11 protein-coding genes and 1 tRNA gene are annotated in these 12881 nt (G+C 57.2%); 2 read left to right on the forward strand and 10 right to left on the reverse strand.

The annotated features are described in order from the left end of the window. Positions 1 to 18 precede the first annotated feature (18 nt). The 6 genes from odhB to sdhC form a co-directional block, all read right to left on the reverse strand. A complete protein-coding gene (gene odhB / locus GH975_RS08125; RefSeq protein WP_153714042.1) occupies positions 19 to 1215 on the reverse strand; it encodes a 2-oxoglutarate dehydrogenase complex dihydrolipoyllysine-residue succinyltransferase in 1197 nt (398 codons plus the stop codon). Between the two features lie 28 nt (positions 1216 to 1243). Next, positions 1244 to 4075 carry a 2-oxoglutarate dehydrogenase E1 component gene (locus tag GH975_RS08130; RefSeq protein ID WP_153714043.1) on the reverse strand — a complete coding sequence of 944 codons (2832 nt, stop codon included), beginning with the start codon at positions 4073 to 4075 and terminating at the stop codon, positions 1244 to 1246. A gap of 198 nt (positions 4076 to 4273) precedes the next feature. Then, complete coding sequence (locus tag GH975_RS08135; RefSeq protein ID WP_153714044.1) at positions 4274 to 4981, reverse strand: succinate dehydrogenase iron-sulfur subunit; 708 nt, start codon at positions 4979 to 4981, stop codon at positions 4274 to 4276. A 14-nt stretch (positions 4982 to 4995) separates the two neighbouring features. After that, on the reverse strand, positions 4996 to 6771 hold the full coding sequence (sdhA, locus tag GH975_RS08140; protein WP_153714045.1) for a succinate dehydrogenase flavoprotein subunit: 1776 nt from the start codon (positions 6769 to 6771) through the stop codon (positions 4996 to 4998). A gap of 3 nt (positions 6772 to 6774) precedes the next feature. Beyond that, positions 6775 to 7119 carry a succinate dehydrogenase, hydrophobic membrane anchor protein gene (gene sdhD / locus GH975_RS08145; protein ID WP_153714046.1) on the reverse strand — a complete coding sequence of 115 codons (345 nt, stop codon included), beginning with the start codon at positions 7117 to 7119 and terminating at the stop codon, positions 6775 to 6777. Beyond that, positions 7113 to 7493 carry a succinate dehydrogenase, cytochrome b556 subunit gene (gene sdhC / locus GH975_RS08150; protein WP_153714047.1) on the reverse strand — a complete coding sequence of 127 codons (381 nt, stop codon included), beginning with the start codon at positions 7491 to 7493 and terminating at the stop codon, positions 7113 to 7115. Before sdhC ends, sdhD begins: the two co-directional genes overlap by 7 nt. 395 nt (positions 7494 to 7888) lie before the next feature. On the opposite strand from sdhC, the gene gltA reads away from it, so the two are divergent. Continuing rightward, the gene (gltA, locus tag GH975_RS08155; RefSeq protein WP_153714048.1) at positions 7889 to 9175 is read left to right on the forward strand and encodes a citrate synthase; all 1287 of its coding nucleotides are present in this window, start codon (positions 7889 to 7891) and stop codon (positions 9173 to 9175) included. Between the two features lie 78 nt (positions 9176 to 9253). After that, positions 9254 to 10432: an MFS transporter gene (locus GH975_RS08160; RefSeq protein ID WP_153714049.1), complete on the forward strand. Its 1179-nt coding sequence runs from the start codon at positions 9254 to 9256 to the stop codon at positions 10430 to 10432. Here GH975_RS08160 and GH975_RS08165 read toward each other — a convergent pair. The 4 genes from GH975_RS08165 to GH975_RS08180 all read right to left on the reverse strand — a co-directional run bounded on the left by GH975_RS08165 (position 10429) and on the right by GH975_RS08180 (position 12855). Beyond that, positions 10429 to 10842 (reverse strand): HIT family protein, encoded by a 414-nt coding sequence (locus tag GH975_RS08165; protein WP_153714050.1) that lies wholly within the window; start codon positions 10840 to 10842, stop codon positions 10429 to 10431. The genes GH975_RS08160 and GH975_RS08165 overlap by 4 nt on opposite strands. A gap of 70 nt (positions 10843 to 10912) precedes the next feature. After that, positions 10913 to 10988, reverse strand: a tRNA-Ala gene (locus GH975_RS08170). Positions 10989 to 11005: 17 nt separating this feature from the next. Beyond that, positions 11006 to 12502: a glutamate--tRNA ligase gene (gene gltX / locus GH975_RS08175; protein ID WP_153714051.1), complete on the reverse strand. Its 1497-nt coding sequence runs from the start codon at positions 12500 to 12502 to the stop codon at positions 11006 to 11008. A gap of 32 nt (positions 12503 to 12534) precedes the next feature. Then, entirely contained in the window at positions 12535 to 12855 is a 321-nt protein-coding gene (locus tag GH975_RS08180) for an H-NS histone family protein (protein ID WP_153714052.1), read from the reverse strand. Positions 12856 to 12881 lie beyond the last annotated feature (26 nt).

The raw sequence follows: 12881 nt of genomic DNA on the forward strand, positions 1-12881 counted from the left end.
ATCTGGTTACAGGCAGGCTTATACGTTCAACAGCATACGGGCAGGGTCTTCGATCAGTTCCTTGATCGTGACCAAGAACTGAACCGCGTCCTTACCGTCAATCATCCGGTGATCATACGACAAAGCGAGGTACATCATCGGCAAAATTACGACCTCACCGTTGACCGCCATCGGGCGCTCGTAGGTTTTGTGCATGCCCAAAATCGCCGTTTGCGGCGGGTTCAGAATCGGTGTCGACATCATCGAACCGAACACACCACCGTTGGTGATGGTAAAGGTGCCGCCGGTCATGTCTTCGATGCCGAGTTTGCCGCCCTGGGCCGAAACGGCGTAATCCTTGATGCCCTGTTCGACTTCGGCGATGGTCATGCGATCGGTATCACGCAGCACCGGCACCACCAACCCTTTAGGGGTCGAAACCGCCACACCGACGTCGTAGAAACCGTGGTACACCATGTCGTTGCCGTCGATCGACGCATTCACCGCCGGGAAGCGTTTCAGCGCTTCGGTGGCCGCTTTGACAAAGAAGCCCATAAAGCCCAAACGCGTGCCGTTATGGGTCTTTTCGAACTGGTCCTTGTACTGCTTACGCAGCTCCATCAACGGCTTCATGTTGACTTCGTTGAAGGTCGTCAGCATGGCGGTTTCGTGCTGGGCTGCCAGCAAACGCTTGGCGATGGTCGCGCGCAGACGGGTCATCGGGACGCGTTTTTCTTCGCGCGCACCCAAGGCCACCGGTGCCGGCGCTGCGACCGGCGCTGACGCAGCAACGGGTGCCGCTGCCGGCTTGTTTTTCAGGAAGTTGACGACGTCTTCTTTGGTGATTCGGCCGCCCTTGCCTGTGCCCGGCACGGACTGCGGGTTCAAGCCGTTTTCCTCAGCCATTTTACGCGCGGCCGGGTTCACAAAGGCTTCGTCGTCGCTATTGCTGTCCGCCGCAGCCGGTGCTGCGGCCGCCGCTGCCTTGGGTGCGGCGGTGGCGCCGGCGTCCATGCGGCCAATCAGCTCGCCAGACAACACGATGTCGCCTTCATTCTTGACGATATCGCCCATCACGCCGTCGGCGGTGGCCAATACTTCCAACACAGTTTTGTCGGTTTCAATGTCAACGATCAGCTCGTCGCGGGCGATCGCGTCACCGGGCTGCTTGTGCCAGGTGGCAACTGAACCTTCCTCAACCGATTCGGGGAACTGAGGCGAATTAATATCTGTCATGTGATTTCCTTAAATTCCTAAGCGGCGATTAGCCTTCAATTGCATCTTTGACCAAGCGGGTTTGCTGCTCGGCGTGCGCTGACATGTAACCTGCTGCGGGTGACGCCGACGCATCGCGACCGGCATAACGCAAAAACAGGTTGGGCTTGTGTTCCCACAAGGCTTTCAGCATATGGTGCTGGCTTGAATACCAAGCGCCTTGGTTCATGGGCTCTTCCTGGCACCAAATCACCTCTTCCACTTCGGTGTAGGGCGCCAACACATCACGCAAATCGTCATGCGGGAAGGGATAGAGCTGTTCAATACGAATGATCGCACGATCTTTCAGCCCCAACTCGTTGCGCCGTGCCAACAGGTCGTAATAAACCTTGCCCGAACACATCACCACTTTGGTGACCTCTTTGGGGTTCAGCGTATCGACTTCCTTCAACACCGGATGGAACTGGCCGCTGGCCAATTCTTCGAGGGTGCTGACGGCTTCTTTTTTACGCAGCAGTGACTTCGGCGACATTACAATCAGCGGCTTGCGCAGCGGACGGATGGCCTGGCGACGCAGCATATGGAAGACCTGAGCCGGTGTTGATGGCACGCAGACCTGAATGTTGTGCTCGGCACTCAATTGCAGGAAGCGTTCCAAACGAGCACTGGAGTGCTCCGGGCCCTGGCCTTCGTAGCCGTGCGGCAACAGCATCGTCAAACCACACAAGCGGCCCCACTTCACTTCGCCCGAGGTGATGAACTGGTCAATCACGACCTGAGCGCCGTTGGCGAAATCACCAAACTGCGCTTCCCAGATCACCAACGACTTGGGATCGGTGGTGGCGTAGCCGTACTCGAATGCCAACACGGCTTCTTCGGACAAGAACGAGTCGTACAGCTGAAATGACGGCTGGTCGTCGCGAATGTGCTGGAGCGACGTATAGGCTTCGCCAGTTTTTTGGTCATGCACGGTCGCGTGGCGGTGGCTAAAGGTGCCCCGCCCGACGTCCTGACCGGTAAAGCGGATGCTGTGGTCGCTGTCCAACAAGGTCGCGTAGGCCAGGGTTTCGGCGAAGCCCCAGTTACACGGCATGGCGCCGGCGGCCATCTTTTTGCGGTCCTCGTACAGCTTGCCAACTTGACGCTGCAGAGCGAAGCCCTCGGGTACCTGTGCAATCTGGGTGCCCAAACGGCGCAAGCTGTCGATGTCACAGCTGGTGTCGTGGTGCGCGGTCCACTCGTGGCCCAGGTACGGCGTCCAATCAACAAACAACCCTTCGTTGGGCTCCAACACCAAGGCGTTAGCGACGTGCCCGCCTTTGTCCAAGGCATCACGATAGTCCATCGCCATTTTGTCAGTCTGAGCTTGGGACAGCACGCCTTCGGCAACCAGCGCGTCAGCGTATTGCTTGCGCGTGGTCGGATGCTTGCGAATGACTTCGTACATCAACGGCTGGGTGGCGGCCGGTTCGTCCGCTTCGTTGTGACCGCGGCGGCGGTAGCACACCAAATCGATGACCACGTCGCGCTTGAAGCGATAACGGTAATCGGTCGCCAGCTGCGAGACGAACAACACCGCTTCCGAATCATCACCGTTGACGTGGAAAATCGGCGCATCGATCATTTTAGCAACGTCGGTGCAGTACTCGGTCGAGCGGGTATCGGCCGGATTGGACGTGGTAAATCCAACCTGGTTGTTGACCACGATGTGGACCGTGCCACCGGTGCGGTAGGCGCGGGTCTGGCTGGCTTGGAAGGTTTCCAACACCACGCCCTGGCCGCTGAATGCGCTGTCACCGTGCAGTGAAATCGGCAACACCATGTCGCCGCTGCTGTCACCACGGCGGTCTTGGCGAGCGCGCACGCTGCCTTCCACCACCGGTGATACGATTTCCAGGTGCGACGGGTTAAACGCCATCGCCAGGTGGCATTCGCCGCCCGGGGTCATCACGTTCGAGCTGAAGCCCTGATGGTATTTAACGTCGCCTTGGCCGGTGTACTGGGCCTTGCCGTCAAACTCGTCGAACAGGTCACTGGGGTTTTTGCCCAGAATGTTGACCAGCATGTTCAAACGACCACGGTGGGGCATGCCAATGACGACTTCTTTGGCGCCTTTGCTGCCCGAGCGCTGGATGATTTCATCCATCATCGGAATCATGCCTTCACCGCCTTCAAGGCCAAAGCGTTTGACCCCGGGGTAACGCGATGCCAAGTAGTTTTCCATACCCTCGGCTGCGGTCAGGCGCTCGAGCACGTGTTTTTTGGTCTCGCCACTGAACTCAGGACGACCACGCACGCTTTCCATACGCTCTTGAATCCACAAGCGTTCTTCGGTGTTGACGATGTGCATGAACTCGGCGCCGACGGTGTTGCAATAGGTCGCCTCTAAGGTGGTGATCAAATCACCCAGCTTGATCTCGTTCACACCCATGGTGTTCGAAGACACGCTGAATACCGTGTCCAGGTCCGACTTGGTCAGCTCAAAAAATCCGAGCTCTAAGTCCGGAACGTTCTGACGCGCCATCAGCCCAAGCGGATCGAGTTTGGCTTTTTGATGGCCGCGGGTACGGTAGGCCTGCATCAAACGTTGGACGCGGACCTGTTTGCGGTCGAATTCGGAAGAAACAGACCCCTGCGATTGGGCAACCGCACGGTGTGAGTTTTTGGCCGCCAATTCGAACTGTTCGCGCACCGTACGGTGCGAGTAATCGGCGCCAATATGGCCGTCAACACTGGGCAGGCCATCAAAAAACTGGCGCCAGGTCTCAGACACTGAAGAAGGATTAGATAGGTAGCTCTCGTATAGGTCATCTACGAAGGCCAAATTGCCACCAGCCAAATGGCCGGTCGCCCAGAGTTGCTCTAACGAGCTGTTAGACATGAGGGTTTCTCCCGCTTGCCCGGGAAAAGCGCTCCATATCGCGGTCCTGATTTGACACGCTGGTTCGTCCCCGAACAAGGCCGGCATTGCCGACTTCCTTTATAAAAAAACTGCACCGAAATGCTTGCCCATTGCTGACCTGTTTGGCTGCGGGTCGCGCAGCAAAGCCCCGTTACCGGGGCTTTGATCACAAGCCGCTTACGAGGCCTGTGTTAACAACATGTCACGAATGTGGCCAATTGCACGGGTCGGGTTCAGTCCCTTCGGGCAAACGGTCACACAGTTCATGATACCGCGGCAGCGAAATACGCTGAACGGATCGTCCAAGTTGGCCAGACGCTCTTCGGTTGCGGTATCACGACTATCGGCCAAAAAGCGGTAGGCCTGAAGCAGACCGGCTGGGCCGATAAACTTGTCGGGGTTCCACCAGAACGACGGACAGGACGTCGAGCAACACGCGCACAAAATGCACTCGTACAAGCCGTCCAGCTTGGCACGTTCTTCTGGCGACTGCAGGCGCTCTTGGCTACCGGTCGGCGTCGCGTTTTGCAAAAACGGCTTGATCTTCTGGTACTGGCTGTAGAACAAGCTCATATCGACCACCAGATCACGCACCACCGGCAGACCCGGCAGCGGACGGATGATCAGAGTGTCGCCGCCATTGACCGCTTCACTAACCGGTGTGATACACGCCAGTCCGTTTTTACCGTTCATGTTCATGCCGTCAGAACCACACACACCTTCACGGCATGAACGGCGATACACCACTGACGGGTCTTGATCCTTAATCAGGTTGAGCACGTCCAACACCATCAAGTCCTTGCCTTCGGGCAACTGGACGTCGATGTCTTGCATGAACGGCTCACGGTCCGTTTCGGGGTTGTAACGATAAACGCTAACTAACATCTTTAATTCCCCTCTTAGTAAGTACGAACGGCAGGTTGGAATGCATCCATGCCCTTGGGCTGGAAGTTGACCTGTCGCTTACGCAGTTCTTTGGTGGCCGGATCGTAGATCGAGTGAACCAACCAGTTTTCATCGTCACGCTCGGGGAAGTCGCGGCGGCTGTGTGCGCCACGGCTTTCCGTGCGCAGATCCGCCGCAACGGCAGTGGCTTCGGCCACTTCCAGCAGGTTCTGCAATTCCAGCGATTCAATACGCGCCGTGTTGAACGCGTTTGATTTGTCCGACAAAAAGACGTTCTCGATCCGAGGGCGCAATGCTTCGAGTTCAGCGCGACCTTTTTTCATGAACTCGCCGTCACGGAACACGCCGAAGTAGTTCTGCATGATGCTTTGCAGTTCTTTGCGCAAGACCGAGGCGTCGTCACCAGACGTCGACGCGTTGAGCTTGTTCAAGCGGCCCATGGCGCGCTCGATATCAGCATCAACCACCGGCTGCTCTTCGAGGCCCTGGCTCAGCTGCTCTTCGATGTAAATACCCGCGGCGCGACCAAACACGACCAAGTCCAGCAGGCTGTTGCCGCCCAAACGGTTGGCACCGTGCACGGACACACAGGCGACTTCGCCACAAGCAAACAAGCCGGGGACCAGTGAATCGTCGCCGTTGGCGTCGTGAATCATGGCCTGGCCGTGAATATTCGTCGGCACACCGCCCATCATGTAGTGGCAGGTCGGCACGACGGGGATCGGCGCGACGGCTGGGTCAACGTGGGCGAAAGTCTTTGACAGCTCCGAGATGCCGGGCAGGCGCTCGTCCAGCAGGTCTTTGCCTAAGTGATCCAGCTTCAGGAACACGTGATCACCGTCCGGTCCAGCACCACGGCCTTCAAGGATTTCAGTCATCATCGAACGCGCCACTACGTCACGTCCCGCCAAGTCTTTGGCGTTCGGCGCGTAACGCTCCATGAAGCGTTCGCCGTCTTTGTTGATTAAGTAGCCGCCTTCGCCCCGGCACCCTTCGGTGACCAAGGTGCCCGCGCCGTGAATACCGGTCGGGTGGAACTGCCACATTTCAATATCTTGGACAGGAACGCCCGCACGCAGCGCCATGCCGATACCGTCGCCGGTATTGATGTGGGCGTTGGTGGTCGAGGCATAGATACGCCCTGCACCGCCGGTCGCCAACACCGTTGCTTTGGTCTTAACAAACACGGTCTCGCCGGTTTCAATTTCCATGGCAATCAAGCCAACCACGGCGCCCGCTTCGTTCTTAACCAGATCAACCGCAAACCATTCGTTCAAGAAGGTGGTGTTGTTCTTGACGTTGTTTTGATAAAGCGTATGCAGCAAGGCGTGACCGGTACGGTCGGCCGCAGCACAGGTACGAGCGGCCTGACCACCCTTACCGAAATCTTTTGACTGGCCGCCGAACGGACGCTGATAGATACGTCCATTTTCGGTGCGGCTAAACGGCAGCCCCATGTGCTCAAGCTCGAACACCGCTTCCGGGCCGACCGAACACATGTACTCGATCGCGTCCTGGTCGCCGATGTAGTCCGACCCCTTGACGGTGTCGTACATATGCCAGCGCCAATCGTCGTTCGGATCCGAACTGGCGATCGCACAGGTAATACCGCCCTGGGCCGACACGGTGTGTGAACGGGTCGGAAATACCTTGGTAATACAAGCGGTCTTGTAACCGGACTGAGCCAACTGCAACGAAGCCCGCAGTCCCGCACCGCCGCCACCAACAATGACGGCGTCAAATTTCATTTCGCGTAGTTTTGAAGTCATGGATCAGTTCCCAAACACAACAGCCACACCCCAAACGAGGTAGGCAAACAAAATCAATGCGATCGCCATAATAGCGGCATAACGCACACGGATGGGTTTGACGTAATCCGTTACCACCGTCCACATGCCAATCCATGCATGGGCTACAAAAGCCAGCACCGCTAGCATACTGAAAATCTGCATCGGCAGGCTCGAGAACAAGCCCTGCCACATCGCAGCATCGACATCGTTTAGCAGCAAGTAGCCGACCACGAAAACCGTGTAGGCGGCCAAAATAACCGCAGATGCGCGCTGCATGATCCAGTCCGACACACCATTGCGCCCTAAGTTAGTTGCTTTGGTTACCATACCCAAACCCCCGACAATACGACAACGACCGCGCCTGCGATCAAGGTAAAGCGAGCCGCTACGGGCGCGCTTTCGAGCGTTTCAAAGTGCCCAAGGTCCATCGCCAAGTGCTTGATACCGGCAATAAAGTGATACCCCAACACGCTAACAAAACCCCATAAGCAAAACGCCACCAACGGGTTCGACTTGGCATCCAATGCCGCTTGAAATCCTTGCTCGCCCTGTAGCGACATCCCCAATAGCGCCATAACAACGAAAGCGCCGAGAAACATGATGACGCCCGTCACCCGGTGAATGATTGAAGAAATTGCCATGATCGGAAATCGAATCGTTTTCAGATCCAGATTGACCTGCCGGTCTTGCGTCATCGCCATGGATGCACTCCTGCGGAATTTGTGATGAACAAACAAAAGAATTTGCCGGCGCAGTATAGGTACCGCTTATTCCATATTCAAACCTTTAGGCCCGGTTCTTATACCCAAATAGTCGAATATCTTCATATTTGGGTAGTACCGTAACAAACTGCGTGAATGCTACTGGGTACAGCGCCGGGCCTTTGGCGACAACGCTTTGCGCGCCCCACCGACACGACTAAAGGAGCGGACTGCTTCCGTTGGTAACAATAGGGAGAATTGACAAGCGCGCGCACCCCCCTATTCTTGCACAGCTTGAATTCGCTTCACGAAGCGGGTCTGTGAGCGCTCGACACGAGCACAATTGCCCGCCAGAAACCTGCAACATCAATAGTTAAGGATAGGAGCCGCACCACATGGCCGAAAAATTCGGAACACTGTCATTGCCCGACGGAACGACCGTTGAGCTGCCCATTTATTCGGGAACCGTAGGCCCAGACGTACTTGACGTCGCGCCCTTAGCTAAGGCTGGCATGTTTACCTTCGATCCGGGCTTCGTCGCCACGGCATCAACAGAGTCTAAAATCACCTACATCGACGGCACCGCCGGTGTGCTGCTGCACCGCGGATACACCATCCAAGACCTCGCCAGCAAAAGCGACTATCTGGAAGTGTGTTTCTTGCTGTATTACGGCTACTTGCCCAACGCACAGCAAAAAGCCGAGTTCACCAACACCATTAAGCACCACACTATGGTTCACGAGTCGCTGACCAGCTTCTTTGATGGTTTCCACCACAACGCACACCCCATGGCCATGCTGTGTGGTGCGGTTGGGGCTTTGTCAGCGTTCTACCACGACGTCATGGACATTCGTGACGAGCGCGACCGTGAAATTGCAGCCCACCGCCTGGTCGCGAAAATGCCGACCCTAGCGGCCATGTGCTACAAGCATTCGCTGGGCCAGCCCTTCATGTACCCGCGTAACGACTTGAATTACGCCTCAAACTTTCTGTACATGATGTTCGGCACGCCGTGCGAACAGTACGAGCCGAACCCCGCCGTTGCGCGCGCGATGGACCGTATCTTCACCTTGCACGCGGACCACGAGCAAAACGCATCAACCTCGACCGTGCGCTTGGCTGGTTCATCAGGCGCCAACCCCTTTGCCTGCATTTCAGCCGGTATTGCTACGCTGTGGGGGCCCGCACACGGCGGCGCCAACGAAGCGGTGCTCGAAATGCTGAATGAAATTGGTGACGAAAGCCGCATCGACGAGTTTGTCGCGCGCGCCAAAGATCCGAACGACCCCTTCCGCCTGATGGGCTTTGGCCACCGCGTCTATCGCAACATGGATCCGCGCGCTGCGGTCTTGAAAGAGTCGTGCGACGAAGTGCTGAAAGAGCTGGGCGTCGAAGACGAACCGCTGTTGCGCATTGCCCGCCGTCTCGAAGAAATCGCCCTGAGCGACGAATACTTTGTGTCACGCAAACTGTTCCCGAACGTCGATTTCTACAGCGGCATTATCTTGAAGGCGATTGGCATCCCGACCAGCATGTTCACGGTTATCTTTGCCCTCGCACGCACCGTCGGCTGGATCAGCCATTGGCATGAAATGATCTCGAGCCCGCACAAGATCGGCCGTCCTCGCCAGCTCTACACCGGCGAAGACCAGCGCGATTTCCAACCGGTTGAAAAGCGCTAAGCGCGGATCAACAATGCAGGGACGGCCAAGGCCGTCCCTTTTTTTGCCCGCCATCCGGGCATTGCACTTGGAACCTGAATGACACGCCAAATCTGGGGCATCGTTGCTCTGATCACCGCGGTGCAGTTTTTCAACATCATCGACTTTATGATCGTGATGCCGCTGGGGCCTGATTTTGCACTGGCCTTTGGCGCCCCAGTCGACCAGGTACCCTGGGTCGCAACTGCGTACATTTTATCCGCCTCGATCACGGCGTTCGCCAGCGCCCGCTACCTTGATCGGTTTCGGCGCCGCCCACTGATGGTCTCAATTCTATTGGGTTTGGCAATGGCCGAAGGCCTGGCCGCACAGGCTCCAAGCTTTCACGCGCTGCTCGGCTTTCGGGCCTTGGCCGGCGTTTTTGGTGGCCTCGCCACCAGCATCAGCATGGCCATCATCAGCGAATCCGTGCCGCCCGCCTTTCGCGGCCGCGCCATGGGCTTCAGCGGCAGCGCATTCGCCCTGTCGTCGATCATTGGCGTACCGCTGGGACTGGAGTTGTCCCTGATTGGCGGCTGGCAACTGCCGTTCTACGCCCTGAGCGCGGTCATGCTATTGATGGCTCTGGCGACACGCTTTGCGCTGCCGGATAACCCGGCTCCGCCGCGCCGCCCGTGGCCGGGCACCTGGCGCTTTATACGGCGCAAAAAAACGTTATACGCCTATGCCTTACTGGCGACCGTGTCCGGCGGGTCATTCTTGCTGATTCCCAGTTTCGCCACCTACATGCAATTCAACCTTGGCTTTCCGCGCGAACGCATGAGCGAGATCTACTTTGTCGCCGGCGTCGCCACGCTGATCGCGCAACAAATCACCGGCTGGGCGTTGGATCGGTACCGCATGACCTACGTTGCCTGGGTTGGTTTTGGGTGCATTGCAATGTCCCTGATCGGTGGCTTTATGAGCGACCCGCCGTGGCTATCAATCTGGGTATTTTTCCCGCTGTTCATGGTCAGCGGCGCCGCCCGCATCGTCGCCGCCAATACCGCAAGCTCGCTGGTTCCCGAGGCCCACGAACGGGCTGCGCACATGGCCCTACAGGGCAGCATTCGTCACGGCTGCAGTGGCCTCGCGGCGTTTGCCAGCTCGATCATCTTGACCGTCAATATCGACGGCAGCCTGAACAACGTCGCCGCATTGGCCACCGTGACGCTAGTGGTCGCACTGGCGCAGCCGCTAATTATGGCGCGCCTTGAACCGATGCTGGATCGGCGCTAGAACTGCGCCCGCAGCAGTGCCAGGCGCGCTTCATATTCGACCTCGGTGTAGGGCTGCGCAGGGGTCTGACCCCAAATTGGCTTAGGCCACAGCGCATCGTCGGCAAACCGGCATACATGATGGATGTGCAGCTGCGAAACGACATTGCCGATCTGCGCGACATTGATTTGATCCGGGCTGAATGCCCCCTGCAGGATTGTAACCACCCGGTCCGATTCCTGGCGCACCTCGGCGCGCATGTCCGGGGCCAAGTCGACCAGCAACTTTGCGCCAGAACTGCGCGGCACCTGGGCCAACCAGACAAAGCGTGCATCGTTCATCAGCAACCAATCCGAGGTGCCCAGCGACACCAGCAATCGGCTGTCCGCTGCCAGCTGAGGGTGCAGACTAAAGATAGGATCTTGCATCATCGTGACTCCAGGCCTTGGGGCCGAAATTCGGGACGAAAAAAAACCGCCACACGTGACGGTTTTTTAAATTTGGTGGAGCTAGGCGGGATCGAACCGCCGACCTCTACAATGCCATTGTAGCGCTCTCCCAGCTGAGCTATAGCCCCTTAAGGTGGCGCGCATATTATTGCGCATCGCCCCCCTCGTCAAGGGTTTCGAGTGCCTTATATTGTTTTTCTAAGCGCTTGGCTGCTTTCTTGCTGACACCGCCTAACACGTCGATCGCATGACGCAGACGATTTCGGGTCAAGTCCGGTCCAATCACGGCCATGGTATCCATCACACTGACCGCATTTTTGCTGCCACAGACCGCAATAAACAGTGGCGGCATAAAGGCGCGCATCTTAATGCCCATCTGCCCGGCCAAGGTCTTAATCTCGACCTCGACACGCGCTTTGTCCCAGCCACCAGGCTGTTCCAAGCGCCATAGCAAGAACTGCAGTTGCGCCAAGGTCTGCTCGTCGACCTCGCCAAAGTCCCCTGCCTCGACGTCCGGGTAGCCACTAAACAGCGGCAACGCGGTCTTGAACAGATCACTGAAGGCGCGCATGCGCGGCAGCACCAAGGGTGCGACCTGGGCAAAAAAGTCTGCGTTCAAAGCCCAGGTGCGCATCGCATCAGCCAGCTCGGCTTGGGACGACGAACGCATCCATTCACCGTTCAGCCACAGCAACTTGTCCACATCAAACACCGGCCCGCCCAACGACACCCGGTCGATATTGAACTCGGCAATCATCTGATCCAGCGAGAACTGCTCACGCTCGTCCTCAAAGCTGTACCCCATACGCCCCAAATAATTCAGCAGCGCCGGCGCCATCACACCAAAGCGCTGATAAAACAGCACCGATGTCGGGTTCTTACGCTTGGATAGCTTCGACTTGTCGGGGTTGCGTAGCAGCGGCATGTGCACAAGCTCGGGCATATCCCAACCGAAATACCGGTAAAGCAGCTGGTGCTTGGGTGCCGAAGAGATCCACTCTTCGCCACGAATGACGTGGCTAATTTGCATCAGGTGATCGTCGACGACATTGGCCAGGTGATAGGTCGGCATGCCGTCGGACTTGAGCAAGATTTGCATGTCGACCTGATCCCACGGGATCTCGACGTCACCACGCAAACGGTCATTAAAAACACACACGCCGTCACTGGGAATCTTCATCCGGATAACATGCGATTCACCGTCCGCCAACCGTGCAGCAATCTCGTCAGCCGATAACGCAAGGCCAGCACCGGCATAACGCGGGGCCTCGCCCGCCGCCAACTGCGCTTCGCGTTCTGCGTTGAGCTGGTCGGCGCTCATGAAGCAATAAAAGGCGTCGCCTTGGGCGACCAGTTGCTCGGCATAGCCTTTGTAGATGTCCATGCGCTCGCTTTGGCGGTACGGACCGTGCGGGCCGCCGACGTCAGGACCTTCGTCCCAGTCCAAGCCGACCCAACGCAGGGCATCCAAAATGGCTTGTTCGGATTCAGGTGTGGAGCGAGATTGGTCGGTGTCTTCGATGCGCAGTACGAACTGACCGCCTTGCTGTTTGGCAAATGCGTAGTTAAATAGCGCGATGTAGGCAGTACCTACATGGGGATCACCCGTTGGAGAGGGTGCAATTCGAACTCTGACGGTCATGCCGGCTCCTTTAATGAGCCGGCATTATGCCGTTAGACTGCGAGGGATTCCATGCTGTGGCCCTGATCTAAATACGCCACAACCCATAGCGGCTTACGGCCACGGCCACTCCATGTGTTGTCCGCATTGGCAGGATCGCGGAATTTAATCGGTGCTTTGCGGCCGGTTGCGCCTTTACTGCGACCGGTTAAAGCCTTGATAATGTCTTCGCGTGAAATATCAGCGTCGTTGGCGGCGGCCAAGATAGAATCGATGGCCAGTTTGCGCTTTTGTTCAACACGGCCTTCTAATTCAGACTCAATTTGATGCTTTAATTGCGCGAGTTGGTCTTCGCTGTATTGACTGAGATCCATGGTTTTACTTCCAGTTAATTAATTTT

This window comes from Litorivicinus lipolyticus (genome assembly GCF_009650135.1).
In the GTDB taxonomy this organism is placed as follows: Bacteria; Pseudomonadota; Gammaproteobacteria; order Pseudomonadales; family Litorivicinaceae; genus Litorivicinus; species Litorivicinus lipolyticus.

Bases quoted from the DNA above. Each gene is read 5' to 3' on its own strand.
- odhB (WP_153714042.1), bottom strand. From the start codon at position 1,215: ATGACAGATATTAATTCGCCTCAGTTCCCCGAATCGGTTGAGGAAGGT.
- GH975_RS08130 (WP_153714043.1), bottom strand. From the start codon at position 4,075: ATGTCTAACAGCTCGTTAGAGCAACTCTGGGCGACCGGCCATTTGGCT.
- GH975_RS08135 (WP_153714044.1), bottom strand. From the start codon at position 4,981: ATGTTAGTTAGCGTTTATCGTTACAACCCCGAAACGGACCGTGAGCCG.
- sdhA (WP_153714045.1), bottom strand. From the start codon at position 6,771: ATGACTTCAAAACTACGCGAAATGAAATTTGACGCCGTCATTGTTGGT.
- sdhD (WP_153714046.1), bottom strand. From the start codon at position 7,119: ATGGTAACCAAAGCAACTAACTTAGGGCGCAATGGTGTGTCGGACTGG.
- sdhC (WP_153714047.1), bottom strand. From the start codon at position 7,493: ATGGCGATGACGCAAGACCGGCAGGTCAATCTGGATCTGAAAACGATT.
- gltA (WP_153714048.1), top strand. From the start codon at position 7,889: ATGGCCGAAAAATTCGGAACACTGTCATTGCCCGACGGAACGACCGTT.
- GH975_RS08160 (WP_153714049.1), top strand. From the start codon at position 9,254: ATGACACGCCAAATCTGGGGCATCGTTGCTCTGATCACCGCGGTGCAG.
- GH975_RS08165 (WP_153714050.1), bottom strand. From the start codon at position 10,842: ATGATGCAAGATCCTATCTTTAGTCTGCACCCTCAGCTGGCAGCGGAC.
- gltX (WP_153714051.1), bottom strand. From the start codon at position 12,502: ATGACCGTCAGAGTTCGAATTGCACCCTCTCCAACGGGTGATCCCCAT.
- GH975_RS08180 (WP_153714052.1), bottom strand. From the start codon at position 12,855: ATGGATCTCAGTCAATACAGCGAAGACCAACTCGCGCAATTAAAGCAT.